This window comes from Escherichia sp. GZ89 (genome assembly GCF_019366485.1).
GTDB classification, from domain to species: domain Bacteria; phylum Pseudomonadota; class Gammaproteobacteria; order Enterobacterales; family Enterobacteriaceae; genus Escherichia; species Escherichia fergusonii.
Window position 1 is genome coordinate 121,093 of the sequence record NZ_JAEOHX010000001.1, and the last position, 25,661, is coordinate 146,753.

Annotated in this window: 28 protein-coding genes and 1 tRNA gene; 15 read left to right on the forward strand and 14 right to left on the reverse strand. The window is 48.8% G+C overall.

Annotated features, from left to right (window positions below):
- Positions 1-26 precede the first annotated feature (26 nt).
- Together ompA and sulA are read right to left on the reverse strand one after the other, a co-directional pair.
- The gene (gene ompA, locus K0335_RS00565) at positions 27-1,082 is read right to left on the reverse strand and encodes a porin OmpA (protein ID WP_219393688.1); all 1,056 of its coding nucleotides are present in this window, start codon (positions 1,080-1,082) and stop codon (positions 27-29) included.
- 356 nt (positions 1,083-1,438) lie between these two features.
- Positions 1,439-1,948, reverse strand: coding sequence for an SOS-induced cell division inhibitor SulA (gene sulA, locus K0335_RS00570; RefSeq protein WP_000288735.1), 510 nt, complete (start codon positions 1,946-1,948; stop codon positions 1,439-1,441).
- A gap of 216 nt (positions 1,949-2,164) precedes the next feature.
- Here sulA and K0335_RS00575 point away from each other — a divergent pair, with 216 nt between their 5' ends.
- Positions 2,165-2,794 (forward strand): TfoX/Sxy family DNA transformation protein, encoded by a 630-nt coding sequence (locus K0335_RS00575; RefSeq protein WP_000793790.1) that lies wholly within the window; start codon positions 2,165-2,167, stop codon positions 2,792-2,794.
- On the opposite strand, the gene yccS is transcribed toward K0335_RS00575, so the two are convergent.
- Complete coding sequence (gene yccS, locus K0335_RS00580) at positions 2,757-4,910, reverse strand: YccS family putative transporter (protein WP_032243386.1); 2,154 nt, start codon at positions 4,908-4,910, stop codon at positions 2,757-2,759. The two genes, K0335_RS00575 and yccS, sit on opposite strands and share 38 nt — an antisense overlap.
- 19 nt (positions 4,911-4,929) lie before the next feature.
- Positions 4,930-5,376 carry a YccF domain-containing protein gene (locus tag K0335_RS00585; protein ID WP_002431615.1) on the reverse strand — a complete coding sequence of 149 codons (447 nt, stop codon included), beginning with the start codon at positions 5,374-5,376 and terminating at the stop codon, positions 4,930-4,932.
- Positions 5,377-5,498: 122 nt separating this feature from the next.
- Here K0335_RS00585 and helD point away from each other — a divergent pair, with 122 nt between their 5' ends.
- Positions 5,499-7,553 carry a DNA helicase IV gene (gene helD / locus K0335_RS00590; RefSeq protein ID WP_000420509.1) on the forward strand — a complete coding sequence of 685 codons (2,055 nt, stop codon included), beginning with the start codon at positions 5,499-5,501 and terminating at the stop codon, positions 7,551-7,553.
- Between the two features lie 31 nt (positions 7,554-7,584).
- Here helD and mgsA read toward each other — a convergent pair whose 3' ends face one another.
- Together mgsA and K0335_RS00600 are read right to left on the reverse strand one after the other, a co-directional pair.
- Entirely contained in the window at positions 7,585-8,043 is a 459-nt protein-coding gene (gene mgsA, locus K0335_RS00595; RefSeq protein WP_000424177.1) for a methylglyoxal synthase, read from the reverse strand.
- Between the two features lie 95 nt (positions 8,044-8,138).
- Positions 8,139-8,801 (reverse strand): DUF2057 family protein, encoded by a 663-nt coding sequence (locus K0335_RS00600; RefSeq protein WP_104919632.1) that lies wholly within the window; start codon positions 8,799-8,801, stop codon positions 8,139-8,141.
- 172 nt (positions 8,802-8,973) lie between these two features.
- Between K0335_RS00600 and K0335_RS00605 the strand changes: the two genes are divergently transcribed.
- On the forward strand, positions 8,974-9,387 hold the full coding sequence (locus K0335_RS00605) for a CoA-binding protein (RefSeq protein ID WP_000665266.1): 414 nt from the start codon (positions 8,974-8,976) through the stop codon (positions 9,385-9,387).
- Between the two features lie 46 nt (positions 9,388-9,433).
- Here the strand turns inward: K0335_RS00605 and hspQ are convergent, their stop codons facing one another.
- Entirely contained in the window at positions 9,434-9,751 is a 318-nt protein-coding gene (gene hspQ / locus K0335_RS00610; protein WP_000561985.1) for a heat shock protein HspQ, read from the reverse strand.
- 57 nt (positions 9,752-9,808) lie between these two features.
- Positions 9,809-10,999, reverse strand: coding sequence for a 23S rRNA (cytosine(1962)-C(5))-methyltransferase RlmI (gene rlmI / locus K0335_RS00615; RefSeq protein WP_000116320.1), 1,191 nt, complete (start codon positions 10,997-10,999; stop codon positions 9,809-9,811).
- A gap of 94 nt (positions 11,000-11,093) precedes the next feature.
- Between rlmI and yccX the strand changes: the two genes are divergently transcribed.
- Positions 11,094-11,372 (forward strand): acylphosphatase, encoded by a 279-nt coding sequence (gene yccX / locus K0335_RS00620; protein ID WP_000048252.1) that lies wholly within the window; start codon positions 11,094-11,096, stop codon positions 11,370-11,372.
- On the opposite strand, the gene tusE is transcribed toward yccX, so the two are convergent.
- Positions 11,369-11,698: a sulfurtransferase TusE gene (tusE, locus tag K0335_RS00625; protein ID WP_000904443.1), complete on the reverse strand. Its 330-nt coding sequence runs from the start codon at positions 11,696-11,698 to the stop codon at positions 11,369-11,371. The two genes, yccX and tusE, sit on opposite strands and share 4 nt — an antisense overlap.
- Positions 11,699-11,788: 90 nt before the next feature.
- Positions 11,789-12,448 carry an FtsH protease modulator YccA gene (gene yccA / locus K0335_RS00630; RefSeq protein ID WP_000375136.1) on the reverse strand — a complete coding sequence of 220 codons (660 nt, stop codon included), beginning with the start codon at positions 12,446-12,448 and terminating at the stop codon, positions 11,789-11,791.
- A gap of 316 nt (positions 12,449-12,764) precedes the next feature.
- On the opposite strand from yccA, the gene K0335_RS00635 reads away from it, so the two are divergent.
- The 9 genes from K0335_RS00635 (at position 12,765) to K0335_RS00675 (ending at position 20,324) form a co-directional block, all read left to right on the forward strand.
- Positions 12,765-12,852: transfer RNA gene (locus tag K0335_RS00635), tRNA-Ser, on the forward strand.
- Positions 12,853-13,050: 198 nt separating this feature from the next.
- On the forward strand, positions 13,051-13,791 hold the full coding sequence (locus K0335_RS00640) for a hypothetical protein (RefSeq protein WP_000206924.1): 741 nt from the start codon (positions 13,051-13,053) through the stop codon (positions 13,789-13,791).
- Between the two features lie 309 nt (positions 13,792-14,100).
- Positions 14,101-15,219, forward strand: coding sequence for a hydrogenase 1 small subunit (gene hyaA / locus K0335_RS00645; protein WP_046077437.1), 1,119 nt, complete (start codon positions 14,101-14,103; stop codon positions 15,217-15,219).
- The gene (hyaB, locus tag K0335_RS00650) at positions 15,216-17,009 is read left to right on the forward strand and encodes a Ni/Fe-hydrogenase large subunit (protein ID WP_104919634.1); all 1,794 of its coding nucleotides are present in this window, start codon (positions 15,216-15,218) and stop codon (positions 17,007-17,009) included. The genes hyaA and hyaB overlap by 4 nt, the downstream gene beginning before the upstream one ends.
- A gap of 18 nt (positions 17,010-17,027) precedes the next feature.
- The gene (gene hyaC, locus K0335_RS00655; protein WP_001186414.1) at positions 17,028-17,735 is read left to right on the forward strand and encodes a Ni/Fe-hydrogenase b-type cytochrome subunit; all 708 of its coding nucleotides are present in this window, start codon (positions 17,028-17,030) and stop codon (positions 17,733-17,735) included.
- Positions 17,732-18,319 (forward strand): hydrogenase 1 maturation protease, encoded by a 588-nt coding sequence (hyaD, locus tag K0335_RS00660; protein ID WP_000003633.1) that lies wholly within the window; start codon positions 17,732-17,734, stop codon positions 18,317-18,319. The genes hyaC and hyaD overlap by 4 nt, the downstream gene beginning before the upstream one ends.
- The gene (hyaE, locus tag K0335_RS00665) at positions 18,316-18,714 is read left to right on the forward strand and encodes a hydrogenase-1 operon protein HyaE (protein ID WP_000063963.1); all 399 of its coding nucleotides are present in this window, start codon (positions 18,316-18,318) and stop codon (positions 18,712-18,714) included. The genes hyaD and hyaE overlap by 4 nt, the downstream gene beginning before the upstream one ends.
- Positions 18,711-19,565, forward strand: coding sequence for a hydrogenase expression/formation protein (locus K0335_RS00670; RefSeq protein ID WP_000004888.1), 855 nt, complete (start codon positions 18,711-18,713; stop codon positions 19,563-19,565). Before hyaE ends, K0335_RS00670 begins: the two co-directional genes overlap by 4 nt.
- 93 nt (positions 19,566-19,658) lie before the next feature.
- Positions 19,659-20,324: a YecA family protein gene (locus K0335_RS00675; RefSeq protein WP_001091689.1), complete on the forward strand. Its 666-nt coding sequence runs from the start codon at positions 19,659-19,661 to the stop codon at positions 20,322-20,324.
- A gap of 39 nt (positions 20,325-20,363) precedes the next feature.
- On the opposite strand, the gene tyrP is transcribed toward K0335_RS00675, so the two are convergent.
- Positions 20,364-21,575, reverse strand: coding sequence for a tyrosine transporter TyrP (tyrP, locus tag K0335_RS00680; RefSeq protein WP_024256854.1), 1,212 nt, complete (start codon positions 21,573-21,575; stop codon positions 20,364-20,366).
- A gap of 194 nt (positions 21,576-21,769) precedes the next feature.
- Between tyrP and K0335_RS00685 the strand changes: the two genes are divergently transcribed.
- On the forward strand, positions 21,770-22,009 hold the full coding sequence (locus K0335_RS00685) for a YecH family metal-binding protein (protein ID WP_000094892.1): 240 nt from the start codon (positions 21,770-21,772) through the stop codon (positions 22,007-22,009).
- Positions 22,010-22,046: 37 nt separating this feature from the next.
- Here the strand turns inward: K0335_RS00685 and ftnA are convergent, their stop codons facing one another.
- The 3 genes from ftnA to K0335_RS00700 form a co-directional block, all read right to left on the reverse strand.
- Positions 22,047-22,544: a non-heme ferritin gene (gene ftnA / locus K0335_RS00690; protein ID WP_000909918.1), complete on the reverse strand. Its 498-nt coding sequence runs from the start codon at positions 22,542-22,544 to the stop codon at positions 22,047-22,049.
- 129 nt (positions 22,545-22,673) lie between these two features.
- The gene (yecR, locus tag K0335_RS00695) at positions 22,674-23,009 is read right to left on the reverse strand and encodes a YecR family lipoprotein (protein ID WP_000706230.1); all 336 of its coding nucleotides are present in this window, start codon (positions 23,007-23,009) and stop codon (positions 22,674-22,676) included.
- Between the two features lie 145 nt (positions 23,010-23,154).
- A complete protein-coding gene (locus K0335_RS00700; protein WP_000246690.1) occupies positions 23,155-23,658 on the reverse strand; it encodes a non-heme ferritin-like protein in 504 nt (167 codons plus the stop codon).
- 957 nt (positions 23,659-24,615) lie between these two features.
- On the opposite strand from K0335_RS00700, the gene araF reads away from it, so the two are divergent.
- Entirely contained in the window at positions 24,616-25,605 is a 990-nt protein-coding gene (araF, locus tag K0335_RS00705; protein WP_046077441.1) for an arabinose ABC transporter substrate-binding protein AraF, read from the forward strand.
- Positions 25,606-25,661 lie beyond the last annotated feature (56 nt).

Genomic DNA, 25,661 nt, shown 5'->3' on the forward strand with positions numbered 1-25,661 from the left:
AAGCGGGGTTTTTTTCTGGACGGAACTTAAGCCTGCGGCTGAGTTACAACGTCTTTGATACCTTTAACTTCGATCTCTACGCGACGATCCGGAGCCAGGCAATCGATCAGTGCAGCACGCTGTTTCACGTTGTCACAGGTGTTGCCAGTAACCGGGTTGGATTCGCCCATACCACGTGCGGAGATCTTGTCTGCCGGGATACCTTTGGAGATCAGGTAATCAACAACAGACTGAGCACGACGCTCGGACAGACCCTGGTTGTATGCGTCAGAACCGATGCGGTCGGTGTAACCCAGAACAACTACGGAACCGTCTTTCGGATCCAGGTTGCTCAGCTGGCTGTACAGCTGATCCAGAGCAGCCTGACCTTCCGGTTTCAGGGTTGCTTTGTTGAAGTTGAACAGAACGTCAGACTTCAGAGTGAAGTGCTTGGTCTGTACTTCCGGTGCCGGAGCTGGAGCCGGAGCAACTACTGGAGCTGCTTCGCCCTGACCAAAACGGTAGGAAACACCTAGGCTCAGCAGACCGTTGTCTGGACGAGTTCCGATGGTGTTAGCGTCACCGATGTTGTTGGTCCACTGGTATTCCAGACGAGTAGCGATTTCTGGAGTGATGGCCCATTCAACACCACCTGCGAATACCGGAGAAACGCCGGTATCGTGGTTTTTCTCAGATTCACTAGTCACGTTGTTGTGAGCTTTGGTGTCTGCACGCCAAACCATACCACCCAGACGAGTATAGATGTCCAGGTCGTCAGTGATTGGGTAACCCAGTTTAGCGGTCAGTTGAACGCCCTGAGCTTTGTATGCACCGTTTTCAACGCTGCCTTTGTACGGCATACGACCTAACCAGTCGTAACCCATTTCAAAGCCAACATACGGGTTAACCTGGTAACCACCAAAAGCACCAGCGCCCAGTTGGTTTTCATGGGTCGGGCCATTGTTGTCGATGAAACCAGTGTCATGGTACTGGGACCAGCCCAGTTTAGCACCGGTGTACCAGGTGTTATCTTTCGGAGCGGCCTGCGCTACGGTAGCGAAACCAGCCAGTGCCACTGCAATCGCGATAGCTGTCTTTTTCATTTTTTGCGCCTCGTTATCATCCAAAATACGCCATGAATATCTCCAACGAGATAACACGGTTAAATCCTTCACCGGGGGTATCTGCTCAATTGTTACTCTGCCGATAGATTCGGCTTATGCCGAGCACCCCTGGCGATGTAAAGTCTACAACGTAGTTGAAAACTTACAAGTGTGAACTCTGTCAGGCATATGAAAAAAAAAGGCTTGTGTACACAATATTTAACATTTTAGATGTCAAAGGCAACTATGGTTGAAGGCAGAAACCGCTTCCGACAGGCGTTCACACGGGAAATATGTTGCTCATCAACATAGAGAGAGCAAATGAAAAAAGATTCCAGGATTAATCCTAATTTTACTTAATGATACAAATTAGAATGAATTTTTAACCCGGAAAGTTGTCTCGTGGCATGTGTCCGGGCACTGACTGGACGCATAATAAACCCCATCGCATTCCCTTCATTAGCTGCATTAACCAGTTCCGCATGTTCTTCTTCGGTTAATTCTTCGGCAAGCCAGCCGATAACCACACTGTAATTCCCGGTACGTAAAGCGCGAATCATTGATTCAACAGTATGGCACGGAGAAAGCTGATTGATTTGCATAACTTTGCTCAAGGGTAATCCAGAAGCCTGGACCCATTCACGGCTTAGTTTTTGCTGGGGTGTTAACCATAGCTGCCAGCGTGATTGCTGACCGAGTTGTTGCAGGAGCGGTAAAAGCAGTAATTGCGTCATCATAGGCTGATCTTCACGATAGACCACTTCACTGATAAGTCCTGCTGTAGTGTTTGTCGTGGCGACACGCGCAGTATTATTTACCGCAGTGGAAAACGAAGAAGAACGATTTGCATATCCTGAAGTGTACATAATCAATCCAGCCCTGTGAGTCACTGTATGAATATACAGTACATCTGGAGAGGGTAAAGATCAACCTTATTTTCGGAAAGCGCCTCGCATTTTTTATCAATAGTTAGCATAAAAATTAAAATCATCTTGCCCCGTGATAATAAGTTGCCTATTTTCGTAATTAACGGATCCGTTAGCGCAAATCATTTACTTACATTATGATTTAAAAGGATTTTTATGAAAAATCTATCCTATGATCGGATCTATAAATCACAAGAATATTTAGCATCCCTGGGCAGGGTGAACTATCGGTCTCTGTTTGGCAGTTACAGCTTAACTATCAGCGATACCGTGTTTGCGATGGTGGCTGATGGTGAGTTATATCTGCGCGCCTGTGAACAAAGCGTCCAGTATTGCGTCAAACATACCCCCCGCTGGTTAACGTTTATGAAAAAAGGGCGGTTGGTCATGCTGAACTATTACCGGGTAGATGAAAGTTTGTGGCAGGACCAGCAGCAATTAATTCGCCTGTCGCGTTATTCGCTGGATGCAGCTCTTAAAGAGAAGAAGAGCCTTGGCAGGAAGTATCGCTTAAGAGATCTGCCTAACATTACTTATCATCTTGAGTCGTTGCTCAATGAGGCGGGTATTAAAGATGTCAGCACGTTGCGTATTTTGGGGGCAAAAATGTGCTGGTTAAGGTTAAAGCAGATGAATCAGCACATTACCGTGAAAATACTCTATTTGCTGGAAGGCGCGGTGCAGGATATTCATGAAGCAGCGCTCCCGGTGGTCCGTCGCCAGGAGCTTGCTGTATGGGTGGAGTCTCTTACGCCAGATCTGGCGTTGCTGGCGTCATTTGATTAATCTTGCGCTGCAAACGACCAATTTCCGGCAACATCGCAATAAGTAAACCAATTTGTTGAACTACCAGAGGCTCTTTACTGTCCTGGTGTGGGTCAAGTTGGGAAATGCGTTGCTTAAGATCTTCCAGCGCCTGATTCACACGGATATCGTCAGCAGGTTGATGATGAAGCGCATCATCAACGTAGCACACGGCATCATCCAGAAACGCCAGCACATCAGGGTTCGTTAATTTTTCCCGATGTGCGCCTAATGCAGAAATGTAGCTGGTAAATGTATGGTTGAGGCAGAGTAACCGGAATGCTGCCTCACGAATTTGCGGCGTTACATCAGGCTCGCTGGACATATTAGAAACCACAGACGCCAGTTCTGCATCGCGATTATGAGCATCTCTACGGGCTACACGATATGCCAGTCGGTTATCTCTCCCCTGATGATATTGCTCGAGGATCGCATCCAGATAACGGCAGTTTGCATCTGTAGCGCGCTCAAGAACACGCGGGAGATTGCGAAACCGCCAGTCTGGCCAAATGAAACTTACCGCAGCCCAAGCAATTGCACAGCCAATAAGCGTATCGATTACACGTGGCAGGGCCACTTCAAACCCTTCACCCAGCAAGTTAAAGCACAACAGTACCAGCAAGGTAATAAACATGGTCGCATGGGCATACTGCACATTGCGAAAAGCAAAAAACAGGACGCCAGTGATCACCAGTAATACAAGTTGCCCTTCCAGTGACGGTACAAACCATAAAATGGGCAAACCAATCGCTACACCAACCAGCGTACCGATAATTCTCAACGTTAACCGATGTCGTGTAGCGTTATAGTTTGGCTGGCAAACAAACAAACTGGTCAGCAGGATCCAGTATCCATGGTTCATACCGGTGATCTGGATGATGCCATAGCCAACACAAAGGACCAGCGACATACGGATAGCATGGCGAAAAAGTGCTGATTCTGGTGAAAAATTACGACGCAGCCGTAACCAGATATCACTCAGCCCATGAGGACTGTCGTCTGCCAATTGGCTTTCGGTGCTGTTGTCTGGTAGCGCAAGGGCTTGCTCCGATTCAATCGTGGCCAGTTGAGCATCAATCGCCCGTAAATTTGACAGCAAAAAGCCCAACGCTTTTAGTTGCTCTTCAGAAGCGCCATCGGCACGAACACGCTCCAGAGCTGCATCTATATGAGTAAATGCGCGCTCAAAATGGGAATCATGTTGGTAAGGCGTTCGTAGCAAAATACAACGCGACAATTTCATGCAAGCCTGACCCTGCATCGACATCAAACGCTGGAAACGGAACATCACATCGCTATGGCGAAAGTAGTCCCGTAACGCCTGATATTGCACGTGTGAGGAGCTGGCCCGCTCGTGAATATCCTGCGCAACAAAATAATAGTGAAGCGTTCGACGTGTACCTCGCTGCCCGCGATCTCCGCGTAAGCGCGTCAGTAATGATTGTTTTGTCTGGTTCAGCGTCGCCATCAACTGCCCATTCGCCAGTGCGAGATCATAGAGCGGGGCCTGACTTTCATCTTCAATATCAGGATCGAAAAGGCGCGATTTAAGTTCAAGATAGTGCGCCAGTTGCTCATAACAACGCGCAAGGTTGTCCTGTAAAGGGCGTATAGGAAATAACAAATGACCGATCAGTGTCAGCAAGTTGTACCAAATTGCACCAGCCAGTAATAACAGTGGTTGCTGATACCATTGGTCATACAGCGACGTTCCCAGCATCGTGTAGATTGCAATCAGCAGGGCACCGAAGGCGATAGTGGCATAACGCTGCCCTAATGCACCCAGCAGAATAAATCCGCTGGTGGAGAATGTTAAACCAATAGCAAACAACCACGGCCAGGGAAACAGCAACTCAACAGATGCTGAAGCGATAAAAAAGCAGATAAGCGTAATAATTAAATTACGCAGGCGACCGGCCAGACGATCATCAAGGTCGGTCAGTGCAGCGGCGACCATGCCAAGCGTCAACGGGATCGTCAGCTTAACCTCACCCAGCCACCAGGGCAGGGCGGTGGTACCGCACAATGCGATGAAAATCCGTACGTAATACAGCCAGTTGCTGTTCCAGGTATAACGTTTGAGCAGGGGGCTTAACATATCGGCCAGCAAATCCTGATTATTCGAAGCGACGACGGGCATTGGCTTCGCGCGCAGCACGAGCCGTCTCTACCGACACCACGCGACGGCCAACAGGCCAGAGTGCAATGGCGGCAATTTTGAAATTCGCGATACCAACAGGAATACCAATAATGGTTAAACATTGTGCAATTCCGGAGGCAATATGCATCAGGCAAAGCCACCAGCCGAAAAAGATCAGCCAGAAGATGTTTAATAAAGTTCCACCAGTATTCAGTAAGACGTTTTTGCCCTGCGGGTTGAGTTCATCTACATGAATCGCCTCGTTGCCATAGGGGATAAATGAAAGCTTTGTGATCTCCCAGCAGGAACGAGTCAGCGGTAATGTAAAAATAAGGATAATGCTGACAAAAGTTGCCAGTAACCATGCCAGGGTAGTTGCAAAGCCACCCAGTACAAAATTTAAAATATTCAGAACAGTACGCATAAACCCTCGTTTAACTCTGGTTTTCTCTGCCAGGCGCAATTGTAACGTTTTTTTGGGCTGGAGCACGTTTTCTCTGGCGGTTAAACTGATATGAAAATCTCATCATGTGGATCAACTGAGTCATGGAACTGAAAGCGACTTCTCTTGGAAAACGTCTGGCGCAGCACCCTTATGATCGGGCGGTCATTCTTAATGCAGGGGTTAAAGTCTCTGGCGATCGCCATGAGTACCTCATTCCATTTAATCATTTACTGGCAATTAACTGTAAGCGCGGTCTGGTGTGGGGCGAGCTGGAGTTTGTGTTGCCTGATGAGAAAGTTGTCCGTTTGCATGGTACGGAGTGGGCAGAAACACAACGCTTCTATCATCACCTTAATGCTCACTGGCAGCAATGGAGCGACGAAATGAGTCAAATTGCCGCCACGGTACTGCAAGAGCAATTAGCGCTGATTACCCAGCAAACCGGGGAAAATAAATGGCTGACGCGAGATAAAACCCAGGGGATTCAGCAACAAATTCGTCAGGCATTTTCCGCACTGCCGTTGCCCGTCAGCCGACTGGAAAGCTTTGATAATTGCCGCGATCCATTAAATCAGTGTATGGCATGGCTGAAAGATATCGAAGGAAGCCGTCGACAACATAATCAGCGATATACCGAGGCGATGATAAAAGAGAATGCTGAGTTTTTTCAGCAGATAGAGTCCTCCCCGCTGAATCCCGCTCAGACACGGGCAGTTGTCAACGGTGAACACTCTCTGCTGGTGTTGGCGGGGGCCGGTAGTGGAAAAACATCTGTTCTGGTGGCCCGTGCCGGATGGTTGCTGGCCCGAGGCGAAGCCGCGGCTGAACAAATTTTATTGCTGGCATTTGGTCGCAAAGCTGCCGAAGAAATGGATGAACGAATTCGTCAGCGTTTGCATACTGAGGACATAACGGCACGTACTTTTCACTCCCTTGCTCTGTATATTATTCAGCAGGGCAGTAAAAAAGTACCCACGGTCAGCAAACTGGAAAATGACACTCAGGCCAGGCACGAGCTCTTTATTAAGGAATGGCGTAAACAGTGCAGCGAGAAAAAAGCACAGGCGAAAGGCTGGCGGCTATGGCTGGAAGACGAGTTGCAGTGGGATGTGCCGGAAGGGAATTTCTGGGACGATACAAAACTGCAACGCCGCCTTGCTTCCCGACTTGATCGTTGGGTCAGTTTAATGCGAATGCACGGCGGCGCACAGGCGGAGATGATCGCTGGGGCACCAGAGGATATTCGCGATTTATTCAGTAAACGTATCAAGCTGCTGGCTCCATTGTTAAAAGCCTGGAAAAGCGCGTTAAAAGCAGAAAATGCAGTGGATTTCTCTGGTCTGATTCATCAGGCGATTGTGATTCTGGAAAAAGGGCGGTTTATCAGTCCGTGGAAGCACATTCTGGTGGATGAGTTTCAGGATATCTCGCCGCAGAGAGCCGCACTTCTGGCAGCCCTGCGCAAGCAAAACAGTCAAACCTCACTATTTGCCGTGGGTGACGACTGGCAGGCAATCTACCGTTTCAGTGGTGCACAACTTTCGCTGACTACCGCATTCCATCAAACATTTGGTGAGGGAGATCGTTGTGATCTGGATACCACCTACCGTTTTAATAGTCGTATCGGCGAAGTCGCTAATCGGTTTATTCAGCAGAATCCGCATCAACTTAAAAAACCGCTTAATAGCCTGATGAGCGGTGATAAAAAATCGGTGACCTTGCTTGAGGAAGGACAACTGGATGCACTGTTAGATAAACTTTCCGGTTATGCCAAACCTGAAGAACGTATCCTCGTACTGGCGAGATATCATCACCTTAAACCAGCGAGTCTCGAAAAAGCACAAACTCGCTGGCCGAAGTTGCAAATCGATTTTATGACCATCCACGCTAGTAAAGGCCAGCAGGCTGACTATGTCATTATTGTCGGATTGCACGAAGGGAATGATGGTTTCCCGGCCCCGGCGCGTGAATCAATCATTGAAGAGGCGTTACTTCCTCCTGTTGAAGACTTTGCTGATGCAGAGGAACGGCGTTTGTTATATGTAGCGCTTACGCGTGCGCGCCAGCGTGTCTGGGCTTTATTTAATAAAGCCTCACCGTCATCGTTTGTGCAAAGTTTAAAAGATCTGGATGTGCCGATTGCCAGAAAACCATGAATAAGCAGGCGGTGGTGACCGCCTGCACATTTTATTTCAGGCGTTCTGCGAGATAACGCTGATAATCAGGGATGAGAATATCCACCGGATCATTAAAGTGAGGCGACTGAATAATAAAATCTGCTGTCGCGACATTGGTGGCGACCGGAATATTCCACACTGTTGCCAGACGCAAAAGCGCTTTGACATCCGGGTCGTGCGGTACGGCGTTGAGGGGATCCCAGAAGAAAATCAGGACATCTATTTTTCCTTCCGAAATCAGCGCGCCCACTTGCTGGTCTCCACCCATCGGGCCGCTTAGCATGGCGTTCACTTCAAGGCCTGTGGCTCGTTGAATCAGGTTACCCGTGGTGCCAGTGGCATACAGGACATGTTTTTCCAGCAAAGGCTGATGACGTTCCACCCAGTTCATCAACATCTGTTTGCAATGATCATGAGCAACCAGCGCAATATGTTTACGCGCGGGCAATGTGCGGGTCGTAAGTTCCATAATTCACTTCCGTAGTTAGTTTTGCTACAGATTACTGCAAGGGCTTCATGCTGCAAGAGAAAGACAAAAAAAGCCTGGGCGAAGGCACAAAATTTTCAGGAAGATGGTTGTTTTTCAGCCCATTGCAGAAAGTTGTTACGTGTTTGCGGGTCCGCTTGTTTAAACCAATATTTTAAACGTTGCTCAGTCAGGACTTGTGATTGTGGTGGTAGAGCATCCAGTTCCGAAACACCAGAAAGCAATGTACTGTCATCTGCCATCATCGTAGCGAACTGCGGAAGCGAAGCGCGTTTAGCTGATTTGTTATAGCGCTCTACTTCCCCTTCATAATCAATAGGTTTAGCTACTGAAGTAATCGCCAGAATATCCAGTTTTACCGGTATGGGCATTGCATCGCCGTCAAGCAGTTCCAGACGCGGTGCGGCATCAAAATGCGCAGTTTCCCGCTCATTGAGCAGTGAGGGTAGGCGAAAATTAACCTGACTTATTAGCTGAGTATTAAAACTGGCGACCAGAGGTGGTGAGATGTAGAGGCGTTCTCCGTGACCGGGCATCTGAATTGTTTTTTCGACACGAAATACCAACTGATGTGGACCATTTTCGAGTTCAATACTGTCTGCACCGCGCAAGAGAGAGCTGGAGACCTTTTTGCCATCCAGTACCAGCAGATCGACTTCACTGCTCAGACGTAACGTGGTGGCAGAAACGGATATCGGTAAGCAGAGCGCAATGAGGAGAGTGAGAGTTCCGGCTTTCATAGTTTACTCCTGTCCAATAAGCGCCCAATGAAGAATGTATCAAAATTTTTCGGTAATCATACTTACTAACATATAGACATATTTTCCGATTTTGCTCTCATACGTCTGTATGGGGTGAATGGTTGGGATCTCGGGTTTGTCGTACACTTTACGAAACCGACTGGAGGAAATGATGAAAGAGACCCATATTGCAGAGATTTTGACCTCTACCCGAACCATTGCGCTGGTGGGGGCCAGTGATAAACCTGACCGTCCAAGTTATCGAGTCATGAAATACCTGCTCGACCAGGGCTACCATGTCATTCCGGTTTCACCAAAAGTGGCCGGAAAAACGCTTCTGGGGCAGCAAGGGTATGGCACGCTTGCGGAGATCCCAGAGAAAGTCGATATGGTGGATGTCTTCCGTAATTCAGAGGCCGCATGGGGAGTGGCGCAGGAAGCTGTCGCTATTGGGGCGAAAACATTATGGTTACAACTGGGCGTGATTAACGAGCAGGCTGCAGTGTTGGCGCGAGAAGCGGGAATGAATGTCGTGATGGACCGTTGCCCGGCAATTGAAATCCCAAGACTGGGACTGGCGAAATAAAAAGAAGACCGGAAGGTGATTTTTCCTTCCGGGCTTCTCAAAGGGGTTAGTTGCGCAAGCGAGGCGCCTGAAGTTGTTTACGAATAGTCCGTGCGAGTTCATCCATTGACGGTTGCTCCGGATGTTCTTCTCGCATTTCGCTGCTTAGCTGCGCTTCAGCAAGATAAGTATGAATCGGTAAACCATTGTCATCTTCCATCACCACGTGGTACCACGGAGCAGCGCGGAGTTCGTCGTTCACCGCCAGCTCATCTGGCGACGGTTCGGCGAGCGAATAAACCGGGTCGATATCAACGACCACTCCGAGATAACCTAACAGGGAATGGCGAACCTGCTGACCGATACCGAATTTGCTGGCAATCATAGTCACCTCCCGGGAAATCTTTACCCTTGAACTATGGGCAGAATTTCACTTTTCAAGTTACATGACGCGACAGGCAAACCCTTTCAGATACAGCCCTTCCGGGTAGGTTGCGATCACCGGGTGATCGGCGGCCTGACGGAACTGCTCTATAAATTGTACATCACGACCAGCATCAATTGCGGCATCAGCGATGATTTTCTGAAATAAATCGCTGGTCATCAAACCAGAGCAGGAAAACGTCAATAACACACCGCCTTCATTCAGCAACTGGATTGCCAGCATGTTGATGTCTTTATAGCCACGACACGCGCCCATCAACTGGCTTTTATTCTCAACAAACTTCGGCGGGTCCATCACGATAACGTCAAATTTTTCACCGCGATCGCGATAGGTACGCAGCAATTTAAAGACATCATCACGGACAAACTCAGCCTTACTCAGATCCAGTTTGTTCAGCTCAACGTTCTGCCGTGCAATATCCAGCGCTTCTTGTGAGGTATCAACACTGACAACCTGGTTACAGCCGCCCATCAGCGCGGACACCGCGAAACCACCAGTATAAGAGAAACAGTTCAGCACACGTTTATTTTCAACGTAGCGGCGGGTAGCCAGGCGGCTGTCACGCTGGTCCAGGTAGTAGCCCGTTTTGTGTCCGTGCTGAATATCCACCAGCAGTTTCATGCCATGCTCTTCAATCGGCAACAGGGCAGGCGGCAGCTCGCCGGTAACGGGGCCCTGGGTCAGTTCCATCCCTTCTTTTTTACGTACCGCAACGTCACTGCGATCATAAATCGCACATTCCGGGTACAGCGTTTGCAGGGCGCTAATTAATGCCGCGCGCTGATATTCCGCGCCTGCGCTTAGCAGTTGCAGCACCAGAAAATTGCCGAAGCGATCGATAGTAATACCCGGCAGGCCATCGGATTCGCCAGCGATTAAACGATAGCTGTCGAGGCCATCTTTTTGCGCCAGCCAGTCACGCCATTTTTGTGCTTGTTGTAAACGGCGGGTAAAAAAGGCAATGTCGATAGATTCAGACGGGTCAAATGTCCAGACGCGCGCGCGGATTTGCGAAGCTGGCGAATAAGCGCCGCGTGCTAACCATTTTCCCTGATGATCAACAATATCGATGGTTTCACCGAGGCTGGCTTTACCTTCCATGCGGGCAACGGCCCCGGAAAAGACCCACGGATGGCGACGAAGTAATGATTTTTCGCGCCCTTTGGCTAACACTAAACGTACACTCATAATTAACTATTCTATCGATGCAAAGAAATGGGCGCCATTGTCCGGAGTTTTCCATGGATTTGCAACGCGTCCATTAAGGATAAGGAGAGCAGTCATGTCGAAAGTCTGCATAATTGCCTGGGTTTACGGCCGGGTTCAGGGCGTAGGGTTTCGCTATACCACCCAGTACGAAGCGAAAAGGCTGGGATTAACCGGTTACGCCAAAAATCTTGACGATGGTAGTGTGGAAGTGGTTGCCTGCGGTGAAGAAGGGCAGGTGGAAAAATTAATGCAGTGGTTGAAGAGTGGCGGCCCGCGTTCTGCGCGTGTGGAACGGGTGCTCAGCGAGCCGCATCATCCCTCGGGGGAATTAACGGATTTTCGTATCCGTTAAATACATTTTACTGGTTTTGGCAGGCCAGCAATTTTGGTGGCTTGCTTCGCCGGACCTTTCGGGAACAGTCGGTATAAATAGCGGCTGTTACCTTTTTCTTCACCAAACTTATTCGCCATCGCTTTTACCAGCATACGAATTGCCGGAGAAGTATTGAATTCCAGATAGAAATCACGCACAAAACGCACCACTTCCCAGTGTTCTGGCGACAGCGTAATCCCTTCGTTCTCTGCAATCACCACCGCCAGCGGCTCACTCCACTGGCTGCTTTCTTTGAGATAGCCTTCGGTATCCGTTTCTATCTCTTTACCTTCGAAGATCAGCATAATTATTACTACCTTAATCAAACTGGCGGCAGTGTAACAAAAAACAAAGCCCCGCATAAAGCGAGGCTATGAAAGTGTTAGCGGATGAGATTAATCGCGGCTGGCGAAGCCCAGAATGCTCAGCAGGCTGACGAAGATGTTGTACAGCGAAACATACAGGCTAACCGTGGCACGAATGTAGTTCGTTTCACCGCCATGAATGATGTTGCTGGTTTCAAACAGTATCGCGCCGGAGGAGATCAGAATAAACACCGCGCTGATCGCCAGATGCAGAGCAGGCAGTTGCAGGAAGATATTAGCAACCATACCAATCAGCACCACCACAATACCCGCCATCAGCATACCGCCGAGGAAGGACATATCTTTGCGGGTGGTCAGCACATACGCAGAACAGCAGAAGAACACTAACGCCGTTCCGCCCAGTGCCATAGCGATTACGTCACCCATTCCAGCAGACAGATAAGTATTCAGAATTGGTCCGAGGATATAACCCAGAAAACCGGTAAAGGCGAATGCGGAGATAATCCCGGTCGGCTTATTCGCCGTTTTATAGGTCAGGAACATCAAACCATACATACCCACCAGTGTCAGAATCAAGCCCGGAGACGGCAGCATCAGCACCGTACTGGCAGTTGCGGTAATCGCAGAAAAGGCCAGCGTCAGGCTCAGCAGGAAATAGGTATTACGCAGCACCTTATGGGTGCTGAGCAACGATGTACGGTCATGTGAAGAACTAACAATACGATCCATTGAGTCACTCTCTATGACAGGTGTAATTAATAACGCAGCATAATGATATAGCTGAAAGCTACCCAGAGGTTTTACCCTTCTTTACGCATGTGATCCGGAACATGTTTTACGTCTTTACAGAGTGTTCAGGCTAACAGCAGGCAGTCGGGAAAAGGTTGATGCAAAAAAAGGAGCGATAGAAGCAGGTGAATTGTTGGTTTTCTGCTCGCTTAGCTTAAAATTGAATCCATTAAACATTAATTGGTTGTTTTTCAGGCAAACAAACAAATTAGGGGTTTACACGAGACATCGGGATGTTTATAGTGCGCGTCATTCCGGAAGTGTGGCCGAGCGGTTGAAGGCACCGGTCTTGAAAACCGGCGACCCGAAAGGGTTCCAGAGTTCGAATCTCTGCGCTTCCGCCAGATAAAAGAAGGGGTTAGCTAAATGCTAACCCCTTTTCTTTTTCTGATTTAGTTAAGCGCTCTGGTCAGACTACCTGTTCTGATCTCTTAAACCCTGATTTTTCTCTCTTCTCTATAATTGAGCGATTTTTGATATTTTTCCCTTTCACTTAGGTTAATGATATATCCTACCCGTCATTGACAATGGAAGCCGGAAAGATGACAACAGGAATAAATAATACATATCAACCCTCAGCCGAAGATTTTAATAACTTTTCCGAAAGTGTGATTTTATATATAAAAAACAAACGTGATGAGATAATTAAGGACGAAAGGCCAGTTTTGAAATTTTTGGAATCTTGCTGGCAGAGTGATACACAACAATTCAGAAATAACGAATATGTTATTAATATCACCCAGAATATTTCTTTGTTGCTTAGTCAGGGAAATAACAGTAATTCACAAAAAATAAATATTGATAAACCGGAGTTGGTGAATAGCTTTCGACAGGCCATCATTGACACTATCAATTGGCGTATTCTGAACACATGGTATGAATGGGCAAAGGACAGAACTTTGGATGAGAAAAGGTCTGAAGCCCTTGCCAGAGTAACAAGATGTCTGAACCATAGTGATACTCGACTGGATTTGAGTCATCTGTGTCTGACGACCATTCCTGATGATTTACCTGCCAGTATTACGTATTTAAAACTTCATGGTAACAGACTGGAGCATTTACCTTCGCGCTTACCTTTCGGATTAGTCAATTTATATCTCAATGATAATAATTTAAAAGATATGCCAGATAATTTACCCGTTACACTCAAGTTACTTAATATTAGTCATAATCCGTTGAAAATCACGTCAGAACAAAGCAGACAGTATCAATCCCTCCTCAAGATATTTAGTTTCCAACCTGAACAGATCAGAGAAAAAGAGACCGTTGAATATTATTTCTAATCCTGAGTAACACCCCTTGAGATTTATTTGACAGGGGTGACGCTTGCCAATGTTATCGTTAGTGCAATGGAGATTACGGTCCTAAATATAGCGTAAATGGATAAACCCACACTAACTATATTGTTTTATGTCGCTGATGGACTACGCTTTTTATCATTACTATCTGGCGACGTGCGCCAGTGCAGAAGGATGAGCTTTCGTTTTCAGCATCTCACGTGAAGCGATGGTTTGCCTTGCTACAGGGACGTCGCTTGCCGACCATAAGCGCCCGGTGTCCTGCCGGTGTCGCAAGGAGAAGAGACGTGCGATATGAATAACGAGGAAACATTTTACCAGGCCATGCGGCGTCAGGGCGTTACCCGGCGCAGCTTTCTCAAATATTGCAGTCTGGCTGCCACCTCGCTGGGATTAGGCGCGGGAATGGCACCAAAGATTGCCTGGGCGCTGGAGAACAAACCGCGCATTCCGGTGGTATGGATCCACGGTCTGGAATGTACCTGCTGTACCGAATCTTTTATCCGCTCCGCTCACCCACTGGCGAAGGACGTCATTCTTTCTCTTATTTCCCTCGATTACGACGATACCTTGATGGCTGCTGCCGGAACCCAGGCGGAAGAAGTCTTTGAAGACATCATCACGCAATACAATGGCAAATATATCCTCGCAGTAGAAGGTAATCCACCGCTGGGCGAGCAGGGGATGTTCTGTATCAGCAGTGGTCGACCGTTTATTGAAAAACTCAAACGCGCCGCCGCCGGAGCCAGTGCGATTATCGCCTGGGGAACCTGCGCTTCCTGGGGTTGCGTGCAGGCCGCGCGGCCCAATCCAACGCAGGCCACACCAATCGACAAAGTGATCAGCGACAAACCGATCATTAAAGTGCCGGGCTGCCCGCCGATCCCGGATGTGATGAGCGCCATCATTACCTACATGGTGACCTTTGATCGCTTGCCGGATGTCGACAGAATGGGGCGTCCGCTGATGTTCTATGGTCAGCGTATTCACGATAAATGCTATCGCCGCGCTCACTTTGACGCCGGAGAGTTCGTCCAGAGTTGGGATGACGACGCCGCGCGCAAAGGTTACTGCCTGTACAAAATGGGTTGCAAAGGGCCAACCACCTATAACGCCTGCTCTTCCACACGCTGGAATGATGGCGTTTCTTTCCCGATCCAGTCTGGTCACGGCTGCCTGGGCTGTTCTGAGAATGGCTTCTGGGATCGCGGTTCGTTCTACAGCCGCGTGGTCGATATTCCGCAAATGGGTACTCATTCCACCGCCGACACCGTCGGTTTAACCGCGCTTGGCGTGGTGGCAGCGGCTGTTGGTGTGCACGCAGTCGCCAGCGCCGTTGACCAGCGCAGACGTCATAACCAGCAACCTACAGAAACCGAACACCAGCCGGGCAACGAGGATAAACAGGCATGAGCACTCAGTACGAAACTCAGGGATACACCATCAACAATGCCGGACGCCGACTGGTGGTCGACCCGATTACGCGCATTGAAGGCCACATGCGCTGCGAAGTGAATATTAACGATCAAAATGTGATCACCAATGCCGTTTCTTGCGGCACCATGTTTCGCGGGCTGGAGATCATCCTGCAAGGCCGCGATCCACGCGATGCGTGGGCGTTCGTTGAACGTATCTGCGGCGTCTGTACCGGCGTACACGCCCTGGCTTCGGTTTACGCCATCGAAGATGCCATCGGTATTAAAGTGCCGGACAACGCCAATATCATCCGCAACATTATGTTGGCAACGCTCTGGTGTCACGATCATCTGGTGCACTTCTATCAGCTTGCCGGGATGGACTGGATCGATGTGTTAGATGCGTTGAAAGCCGACCCGCGGAAAACCTCCGAACTGGCGCAAAGCCTCTCCTCATGGCCGAAATCATCCCCTGGTTATTTCTTCGATGTGCAAAACCGACTGAAGAAATTCGTTGAAGGCGGGCAGTTGGGGATCTTCCGTAACGGTTACTGGGGGCACCCGCAGTATAAACTGCCGCCAGAAGCCAACCTGATGGGCTTTGCTCACTATCTCGAAGCTCTCGATTTCCAGCGTGAAATTGTCAAAATCCACGCGGTCTTTGGTGGTAAAAACCCACATCCAAACTGGATTGTTGGCGGGATGCCGTGCGCTATCAACATTGACGAAAGTGGCGCGGTCGGGGCGGTCAATATGGAGCGCCTGAATCTGGTGCAGTCGATCATTACCCGCACGGCGGATTTCATTAATAACGTGATGATCCCCGACGCTTTAGCCATCGGTCAGTTCAACAAACCGTGGAGCGAAATCGGCACTGGTCTTTCTGATAAATGTGTCCTCAGTTACGGGGCGTTCCCGGATATTGCCAACGACTTTGGCGAGAAAAGTCTGCTAATGCCTGGCGGCGCGGTGATCAACGGCGACTTCAAAAATGTGCTGCCAGTGGATTTAGTCGATCCGCAACAGGTGCAGGAATTTGTCGATCACGCCTGGTATCGTTATCCCAATGATCAGGTCGGTCGTCATCCATTCGATGGCATTACCGACCCGTGGTACAACCCCGGCGATGTCAAAGGCAGCGACACCAACATTCAGCAACTGAATGAACAGGAACGCTATTCGTGGATCAAAGCGCCACGCTGGCGCGGTAACGCGATGGAAGTGGGGCCGCTTGCACGCACGTTAATTGCTTATCACAAAGGCGATGCAGCGACCGTTGAGTCGGTCGATCGCATGATGTCGGCGTTGAACCTGCCACTTTCCGGCATCCAGTCAACGTTGGGCCGCATTTTGTGCCGCGCGCACGAAGCGCAGTGGGCTGCAGGTAAGTTGCAGTATTTCTTCGACAAGCTGATGACCAACCTTAAAAACGGCAATCTCGCCACCGCGTCCACTGAAAAATGGGAACCTGCAACCTGGCCGACAGAGTGCCGTGGTGTCGGTTTTACCGAAGCACCGCGTGGAGCGCTAGGCCACTGGGCTGCCATTCGTGACGGCAAGATTGATCTCTACCAGTGTGTGGTGCCGACCACCTGGAACGCCAGCCCGCGCGATCCCAAAGGGCAAATTGGCGCTTATGAAGCCGCGTTAATGAACACCCAAATGGCGATCCCCGAGCAACCGCTGGAGATCCTGCGTACTCTGCACAGCTTTGACCCGTGCCTCGCCTGTTCAACACACGTACTGGGCGACGACGGTAGCGAGCTGATCTCCGTGCAGGTGCGTTAACAGCGAAGGAGAATCATCATGCAACAGAAAAGCGACAACGTTGTCAGTCACTATGTCTTTGAAGCGCCCGTGCGGATCTGGCACTGGTTGACGGTGTTATGCATGGCGGTGTTGATGGTCACCGGTTACTTTATCGGCAAGCCGCTGCCTTCCGTCAGCGGTGAGGCGACGTATCTGTTCTATATGGGATACATCAGGTTAATTCACTTCAGTGCCGGGATGATTTTTACCGTGGTTTTGCTGATGCGGATCTACTGGGCTTTTGTTGGCAATCGTTACTCCCGCGAGCTGTTTATTGTGCCGGTATGGCGTAAAAGCTGGTGGCAGGGCGTGTGGTATGAAATCCGCTGGTATCTGTTTCTGGCAAAACGTCCGAGTGCCGATATAGGCCATAACCCCATCGCCCAGGCGGCGATGTTCGGCTATTTCCTGATGTCGGTCTTTATGATCATCACCGGCTTTGCGCTGTACAGCGAACACAGCCAGTACGCTATTTTTGCGCCGTTCCGTTATGTGGTGGAATTTTTCTACTGGACGGGGGGCAACTCAATGGACATTCACAGCTGGCATCGGCTGGGGATGTGGCTGATTGGCGCGTTTGTGATCGGTCATGTCTACATGGCGCTGCGTGAAGACATCATGTCCGACGACACGGTGATCTCCACCATGGTTAACGGCTACCGTAGCCACAAATTTGGCAAAATGAGTAACAAGGAGCGTTCATGAGTGAGCAACGCGTGGTGGTCATGGGACTGGGCAATCTGCTGTGGGCCGATGAAGGTTTCGGCGTGCGGGTGGCGGAACGGTTGTATGCCCATTACCACTGGCCCGATGAAGTCGAGATTGTTGATGGCGGCACTCAGGGACTGAACTTGCTGGGGTATGTCGAAAGCGCCAGCCACTTGCTGATTCTCGACGCCATTGATTACGGACTGGAACCCGGAACGCTACGAACGTATGCCGGAGAACGCATTCCGGCCTATCTCAGCGCGAAGAAAATGAGCCTGCACCAGAACAGTTTCTCCGAAGTACTGGCGCTGGCAGATATCCGCGGAAATCTGCCAGCACATATTGCCCTCGTCGGCCTGCAACCCGCGATGCTCGACGACTACGGCGGTAGCCTGAGCGAACTGGCTCGGGAGCAACTGCCCGCCGCGGAACAGGCGGCGCTGGCGCAACTGGCTGCGTGGGGAATTGAGCCGCAACCGGCTAATGAATCGCGCTGTCTCAATTATGACTGTCTGTCGATGGAAAACTACGAAGGCGTTCGCTTGCGCCAGTACCGGATGACGCTGGAGGAGCAGGAATGAGCAACGACACGCCATTTGATGCGTTGTGGCAACGTATGCTGGCGCGCGGCTGGACGCCGATCAGTGAATCCCGTCTTGACGACTGGCTTACGCAAGCGCCAGACGGTGTGGTGTTATTAAGCAGTGACCCGAAACGCACGCCAGAGGTCAGCGATAATCCGGTAATGATTGGCGAATTACTGCGCGAGTTTCCTGATTATACATGGCAGGTAGCGATTGCCGACCTTGAGCAAAGCGAAGCCATCGGTGATCGTTTTGGCGTATTTCGTTTTCCCGCCACACTGGTGTTTACCGGTGGTAGCTATCGCGGCGTGCTGAATGGTATTCACCCGTGGGCGGAACTGATAAACCTGATGCGCGGGCTTGTTGAACCGCAACAGGAGCGTGCCTCATGAGCGAAACTTTTTTCCATCTGCTGGGGCCCGGAACGCAACCGAACGATGACAGTTTCAGCATGAATCCACTGCCGATCACCTGTCAGGTGAATGATGAACCGAGTATGGCGGCCCTGGAGCAATGTGCTCATAGCCCGCAGGTGATTGCGCTATTAAACGAGTTACAACATCAACTAAGCGAACGCCAGCCGCCGCTGGGTGAGGTGCTGGCAGTCGATCTGTTCAATCTCAACGCCGACGATCGTCACTTTATCAATACGCTTCTCGGGGAAGGAGAAGTATCAGTGCGCATTCAGCAGGCTGATGGTAGTGAAAGTGAAATTCAGGAGGCGATCTTCTGCGGATTATGGCGGGTTCGCAGACGTCGCGGTGAACAGTTGCTGGAGGACAAACTGGAGGCTGGCTGCGCGCCGTTGGCGTTGTGGCAGGCGGCAACGCAAAACGTCTTGCCGACAGACTCGTTGCTACCCCCGCCCATCGATGGCCTGATGAATGGCCTACCGCTGGCGCATGAATTACTGGCACATGTACGTAACCTTGATGCGCAGCCGCACAGCATTAATCTGACGCAATTACCCATTAGCGAGGCTGATCGGCTTTTTCTCTCACGTCTCTGTGGGCCGGGAAATATTCAGATTCGCACCATTGGCTATGGCGAGAGCTATATCAACGCCACGGGGTTACGCCATGTCTGGCATTTACGCTGCACGGACACCTTAAAAGGCCCATTACTTGAAAGTTATGAAATCTGTCCAATACCGGAAGTGGTACTGGCGGCACCAGAAGATTTGGCGGATTCCGCGCAGCGCCTGGCAGAAGTAAGCCAGTGGTTACAGGAGTGTGTCGGTTAGATTTATACGCGGCTTACTTTTTGGTAAGTAGGCGATATCACGTCTGGCATGTAAGATAGACCCAGCGATTTATTTTCACTGAGGACAAGCGCGATGAATACAGGACCGTTAAACGAAAGCGAACTGGAGTGGCTGGACGATGTACTCACCAAGTACAACACTGAACACGCTATTCTGGATGTTTCTGAACTGGATGGATTACTGACGGCGGTGCTGAGTTCTCCGTATGAGATTGAACCAGAGCAGTGGATGATTGCCATCTGGGGTGGGGCGCAGTATGTACCGAAGTGGGCATCGGAAAAAGAGATGAATCGCTTTATGCAGCTGGTATTTCAGCATTTTGCTGATACTGCGGAGCGTCTGAATGATTATCCCGATCAGTTTGATCCGCTCTTTAGTTTGCGCGATATCGACGGCCAGGAATTAACTATCGTTGAAGAGTGGTGTTTTGGTTATATGCGCGGTGTTTCACTCAGTGACTGGTCGGCACTTCCTGAGTCGTTAAAACCTGCGCTGGATGCGATTGGACTGCATGGCAGAGAAGAGAATTTCTCGGTAGTTGAAAAACTGACACCAGAAGCATTTGAAGAGAGTGTTGACGCCATACGCATGGCGGCGCTGGATTTACATGCATACTGGATGGCACACCCACAGGAAAAAGCTGTACAAGCACCAATACGAGTCGAAAATAAAGTCGGACGTAATGATCCTTGTCCGTGTGGTAGCGGCAAGAAATTTAAACAGTGCTGCTTGCATTAATCATTAAAGGCCCGAAAGCACGACTCTCGGGCCTTGTTTTTATCCCACCTCGGGTAGCAATCCTGCTGCAATCATAAACTGAATGCCGATCACCGCGACGCCGCAAATAAATACAATTACCAGCATAGGTGTTCCACCCGCCACTCGCCACGTAGTTTCCGGGAAGCGCTTACGGCTTTGCCAGGCTAACAAAGAAGGAATTAACAGGGCCAGAACAGCCAATGCCACACCTGCATATCCTAACGCCATGACAAAACCACGCGGATAGAAGAGGGCAAAAGCCAGCGGGGGTAAAAAAGTGATGACCCCGGTTTGCAGTCGACCACTGGCGTTGTTTCTCCGTTGGAACAGATCTGCCAGATAATCAAAAAGCCCCAGCGATACCCCCAAAAATGAAGTCGCCAATGCTAAATCAGCAAACAGATGTACAGCCAGTTCCACATGTGGCGAGGCCACAACTTCACGTAGCGCCTGTAATAATCCGTTCAGCCCGGCATGATTAGCTAACAAGCCTAAAAAAGTACTGGAATTAATACTGCCGAGTGTCGCCAGTTGCCAGAATATATAGGCAATAAGAGGAATCGCACTGCCGGTAATAAATACCCAGCGTAGCTTCCGAATATTCCCTTCCATATAGCTGACAATACTTGGCACGCTGCCGTGAAAGCCAAACGAGGTGAAAATAACCGGAATAGCAGATAAAGCCAGTCCTTGTTCAACCGGTAAAGTTAGTAGATTAATCTGGTGAATATGCGGCATCAGTAGCGCCAGCATAACCACCAGAAAAATAATTTTTGCAGTGAAGAGAAAACGGTTGAACAGGTCCACTAACGACGTGCCCACGCACACTACTCCACCGGCAACAAAGGTGAACAGCAGCACGCCAGCTGCCGGAGAGATTTCACGGCCTGTCCAGTCTGTAATACTGGAAGCTAACAACTCCCCCGCACCACTAATATAGGCTGCGGTCAGGGCGTACATTAAAAACATCATACTGAAGCCAGTCACCCATTGACCGTAGCGTCCCAGATAGCGCTTCGCCAGACTACCAAGCCCGGTATCTGCCGGAACGTGTTGATAAACTTCCAGCAATAACAATGCGGTGTAACACATTAATGCCCACAGTCCGATCAACAATACCAGTGTCACGCTAAAGCCAACACCGGCAGCGGCAAGGGGCATTGCCAGCATACCCGCGCCAATTGTGGTTCCTGCCACGATAAAAACACTTCCCAGAGTTCTGTTTTTCACGCTTTCTTCTGTCCTGGAACAATTCATTAGAGACTTCTGCGGCGCAGAGTACGGTATCCGCTTAATTTCGTCAAATCACCGTTACATGCTCTGTATAAAAATGTTTACAATGAAAAGCAAAAAATGCTGTTTTAGCGCAAAGCAGAGTAAAGAACGTCATGGCAGGCTACGGCCTTTTGGTGTGGAGGTATGTGATGAGTTCCATTCACGGGCATGAAGTATTGAACATGATGATTGAATCTGGTGAGCAGTACAGCGAAGCGAGCCTGGAAGCGGCTATTAAGGCAAAATTCGGTGAGCAGGCACGGTTTCACACCTGTTCTGCATCAGAAATGACAGCGGCTGAATTAGTGGCGTTTCTGGCTGCGAAAGGGAAGTTCATTCCCCTGGTTGATGGTTTTACAACGGATGAAAGTAAGATTTGCCGCCATTAATTAAATTACGGTGAGGAAGTTCCTCACCGTAAATGGGTTAATTTTGCACATCAAGCGTAGAGAGTTCTTTATCGATAAAATAAAGACCTTCACCGCTTTTACCTGCCAGTGATAATTTATCAATAACAGATTTAAATAATTTCTCTTCTTCGTGCTGCTCAGCGACATACCATTGCAGGAAATTAAATGTCGGATAATCCTGATTGGTCATAGCCGCATGTGCAAGTTCATTAATTTTCTGAGTGATTAACTGCTCATGCTTATAGGTTTCCTGGAATAAATGATCCAGTGATTCATATTCGGCAAACGGCGACGGCACTGGGGAAATACGTGGTAAATTCCCCGTGTCGGTCAGATAATCGAACAGACGCTGCATGTGCGTCATCTCTTCCTGAGCATGGCGGCGCAGGAAGGCAGCGGCACCTTCAAAAGTATGATAACTACACCAGGCACTCATTTGTTGATACAGCAGAGAAGAATAGAGTTCCAGATTCATCTGCTCATTCAGTTTGTCGATCATTTCTGCTTTTAGCATGGTTCCACTCCACGAACACATTATTATCGAAGTGCCGCCACTATAATTTGTTATTTAATTATTTGCAAAAGGTAAAATATCGGTAAATATATTAATAATACAAATGGGAATTAAACGCATTAACGATATTTAATCAGGGTAAAATTGAACAATAATCGGAGTAGAAGGCTGACATTGATAGGAAAGGGTAAAGGTCGTGTTCAGACATAATGATCCGGCAAACAGGCTACAAGTTGCCACTGGTTGTCCGTAAGCGACAGCCTGACCGAAGCCAGACTGTAGGCAAGCATTATTGGCCAGCCCCTGGGCGACATATGGGTCTGTTCGGGCATCTTGCAGTATCATTTGTTGCCAGGTCAAACGTACCACTGCATTAGGTACATCAATTTCACTGACATGCGCCTGGCGAGTCACGGTGCAGCCGCTCAGCGTAAGAAGAATCAAAGAAAGGAATACAATTTTCATGTTGTTGCCGCCTCAATTGCCTGGTCATCTATTTTAGCGAAGGGCGCAACGGTTTAATGGCTGGAATAGTCGCAGGAAACGCAGCGTTTATACGGGATAAAACGACAGGCCGGAGTGACGATACGCAAAACTCCGGCCATAAGCATCAATGCAGACGGTGGGAAACCACGTTAAACAGATGCTGATCAGTTTGCGCCAGGCATAAACCTGCGCGTTTGGCGCTGCGTACTGCATCCATCACATTTTGCAGCAAAATGCTGTCTTGCTGTTGGGTTTTACCAAGATCATGCAGGAAATCGAGAGTAGACGCATCGTTAACGGCTTTGGCTTCGTCAGCCAGACGAGAGAGAGTGCTGGAGCGCTGCTCTAAATCATCGAGCGTTTTCTGAACCAGTTCTTCCAGTGAATTCAACTTATCGCCAGGCATATCAATGGCATCCACAATAGGAAATGCACCTGCGCTTTTCATAAAGTTGAACATACGCATCATCTGGGTAATGTTGCCTTGCGCTTGTGAGCGCAAAAATGTGGCTGTACCTGTCAGGCTTTGTTCAGAACACCATTCGCTCAGGCGAAGGTAGAGATTAGACGCATAAAACTCAAGATTCAGTTGCTTATTGAGTTTATGAACAATACCAACCGTAGCCATAACAATATCCTTATATCCAGAGAGGGGTGCGTGCGATTCGCAGCACTTAACTATGTATAGCAGACATATTCCGTTCTGCCGTTCCTTAATACGCTGTGACGTGAATCCATGCCAGCAGAAACCAGCATAGCCTGGCTATAAAAATAAGAAAATCCTTAAATCATAGAGTTTATGTTTTTTTACACTTTGTCGATAATTTTAGTATGCAATTAATATACTTAAATGACTGCTTTATTGTTGTAATTTATTGATGTTTATGAAGTATTTTAAAGGATGTATTATTCAATTCTCTCCTGGGAAAACATTTAGCCTTTCTGGATATAAGATATTTATCGAATTTTAATGACGGGAAAAATAATTTTTTCGGTGATTATTTTATTCGATATTTCTTTCAGCGACTTATATACTTGCCATAGTTCAAGTTGCATATACGACGTCTACGGGATATTTGATCAATCTATGGGTCTTATCCTTTGCGGGGCCACTGCAAGCATCGTTCGAATTCACACCCTGCTGACTTGTCGTGTATCCTAATCACTTACTTTTGTAAGTTTTTGAGGATTCACTCACTTGTCGCGTTAGCTGGCCTTGCATGGCCAACGCAGGCATTTTGTTCTGCATATCCAGTTGTCAGTACCAGATAGTAGTCCACAAAATTTCCCGCTAAACAGCACAAGGATAAGTTTGCTGACCTTATGGACAAATTGGCTATGGTCCATTTGATTTGTCTGATAAATACTCCATTCTTTATGTCATTTTTCGCTGAATTTATGTACACAATGACTGTAATTCTGCGTTGTGATGGCGCTCTCTTATGGATGATTAATTTCCCGCTAAAACTACTTTCAGTATAAGGCTAATCCTGAAGAACAATGGCTAATACCTTGTTTTAGGGCTTCATTATCAGAAATCAAAATTTTTTACCCTACACAGAAGAACCTTTAAGCTGGAGTTAATATGCACAAATTTACTAAAGCACTGGCAGCGATTGGTCTGGCCGCCGTTATGTCACAATCCGCTATCGCTGAAACTATGAAATTAGGTTTTCTGGTCAAACAACCTGAAGAGCCCTGGTTCCAGACTGAATGGAAATTTGCAGATAAAGCAGGAAAAGATTTGGGGTTTGAGGTGATCAAAATTGCCGTACCAGACGGCGAAAAAACATTGAACGCCATCGATAGCCTGGCTGCCAGCGGCGCAAAAGGATTTGTGATTTGTGCTCCCGATCCAAAACTGGGATCGGCCATTGTGGCGAAAGCACGTGGTTATGACATGAAAGTGATCGCCGTAGATGACCAGTTCGTTAATGCCAAAGGCCAACCAATGGAAATCGTACCGCTGGTGATGATGGCGGCGAGCAAAATCGGGGAGCGCCAGGGGCAGGAGCTATATAAAGAGATGCAAAAACGTGGGTGGGATGTCAAAGACACTGCCGTCATGGCCATTACCGCTAATGAACTGGACACTGCCCGTCGCCGCACTTCTGGTTCTATGGATGCTTTGAAAGCCGCTGGCTTCCCGGAAAAACAAATTTATCAGGTCCCCACTAAATCTAACGATATCCCCGGCGCATTTGATGCCGCCAACTCCATGTTAGTTCAACATCCTGAAGTCAAACATTGGCTGATTGTGGGAATGAACGACAACACCGTGTTGGGGGGCGTGCGTGCCACAGAAGGGCAGGGTTTTAAAGCGCCAGATGTAATCGGCATTGGAATTAACGGTGTTGATGCTGTAAGCGAACTGTCAAAAGCGCAGGCAACAGGCTTCTATGGTTCTCTGCTGCCAAGCCCTGATGTGCATGGCTATAAATCCAGCGAAATGCTCTATAACTGGGTGGAAAAAGGCGCAGAACCACCGAAATTCACGGAAGTGACTGACGTCGTCCTGATTACACGTGACAACTTCAAAGAGGAACTGGAGAAAAAGGGCTTAGGCGGTAAGTAATTTTTACTGGATAAGAAATACATATCAGTAATATCCCGATCCTCTGCCGTCATGGT

Coding starts and splice junctions, on each gene's coding strand:
- hyaC (WP_001186414.1), top strand. CDS start 17,028: ATGCAACAGAAAAGCGACAACGTTGTCAGTCACTATGTCTTTGAAGCG.
- K0335_RS00585 (WP_002431615.1), bottom strand. CDS start 5,376: ATGCGTACTGTTCTGAATATTTTAAATTTTGTACTGGGTGGCTTTGCA.
- ftnA (WP_000909918.1), bottom strand. CDS start 22,544: ATGCTAAAAGCAGAAATGATCGACAAACTGAATGAGCAGATGAATCTG.
- K0335_RS00605 (WP_000665266.1), top strand. CDS start 8,974: ATGAAAGAGACCCATATTGCAGAGATTTTGACCTCTACCCGAACCATT.
- hyaA (WP_046077437.1), top strand. CDS start 14,101: ATGAATAACGAGGAAACATTTTACCAGGCCATGCGGCGTCAGGGCGTT.
- yccA (WP_000375136.1), bottom strand. CDS start 12,448: ATGGATCGTATTGTTAGTTCTTCACATGACCGTACATCGTTGCTCAGC.
- K0335_RS00700 (WP_000246690.1), bottom strand. CDS start 23,658: ATGGCTACGGTTGGTATTGTTCATAAACTCAATAAGCAACTGAATCTT.
- yccX (WP_000048252.1), top strand. CDS start 11,094: ATGTCGAAAGTCTGCATAATTGCCTGGGTTTACGGCCGGGTTCAGGGC.
- K0335_RS00575 (WP_000793790.1), top strand. CDS start 2,165: ATGAAAAATCTATCCTATGATCGGATCTATAAATCACAAGAATATTTA.
- hspQ (WP_000561985.1), bottom strand. CDS start 9,751: ATGATTGCCAGCAAATTCGGTATCGGTCAGCAGGTTCGCCATTCCCTG.
- K0335_RS00640 (WP_000206924.1), top strand. CDS start 13,051: ATGACAACAGGAATAAATAATACATATCAACCCTCAGCCGAAGATTTT.
- helD (WP_000420509.1), top strand. CDS start 5,499: ATGGAACTGAAAGCGACTTCTCTTGGAAAACGTCTGGCGCAGCACCCT.
- hyaD (WP_000003633.1), top strand. CDS start 17,732: ATGAGTGAGCAACGCGTGGTGGTCATGGGACTGGGCAATCTGCTGTGG.
- araF (WP_046077441.1), top strand. CDS start 24,616: ATGCACAAATTTACTAAAGCACTGGCAGCGATTGGTCTGGCCGCCGTT.
- K0335_RS00685 (WP_000094892.1), top strand. CDS start 21,770: ATGAGTTCCATTCACGGGCATGAAGTATTGAACATGATGATTGAATCT.
- rlmI (WP_000116320.1), bottom strand. CDS start 10,999: ATGAGTGTACGTTTAGTGTTAGCCAAAGGGCGCGAAAAATCATTACTT.
- yecR (WP_000706230.1), bottom strand. CDS start 23,009: ATGAAAATTGTATTCCTTTCTTTGATTCTTCTTACGCTGAGCGGCTGC.
- ompA (WP_219393688.1), bottom strand. CDS start 1,082: ATGAAAAAGACAGCTATCGCGATTGCAGTGGCACTGGCTGGTTTCGCT.
- K0335_RS00670 (WP_000004888.1), top strand. CDS start 18,711: ATGAGCGAAACTTTTTTCCATCTGCTGGGGCCCGGAACGCAACCGAAC.
- yccS (WP_032243386.1), bottom strand. CDS start 4,910: ATGTTAAGCCCCCTGCTCAAACGTTATACCTGGAACAGCAACTGGCTG.
- K0335_RS00600 (WP_104919632.1), bottom strand. CDS start 8,801: ATGAAAGCCGGAACTCTCACTCTCCTCATTGCGCTCTGCTTACCGATA.
- mgsA (WP_000424177.1), bottom strand. CDS start 8,043: ATGGAACTTACGACCCGCACATTGCCCGCGCGTAAACATATTGCGCTG.
- hyaE (WP_000063963.1), top strand. CDS start 18,316: ATGAGCAACGACACGCCATTTGATGCGTTGTGGCAACGTATGCTGGCG.
- sulA (WP_000288735.1), bottom strand. CDS start 1,948: ATGTACACTTCAGGATATGCAAATCGTTCTTCTTCGTTTTCCACTGCG.
- hyaB (WP_104919634.1), top strand. CDS start 15,216: ATGAGCACTCAGTACGAAACTCAGGGATACACCATCAACAATGCCGGA.
- tusE (WP_000904443.1), bottom strand. CDS start 11,698: ATGCTGATCTTCGAAGGTAAAGAGATAGAAACGGATACCGAAGGCTAT.
- K0335_RS00675 (WP_001091689.1), top strand. CDS start 19,659: ATGAATACAGGACCGTTAAACGAAAGCGAACTGGAGTGGCTGGACGAT.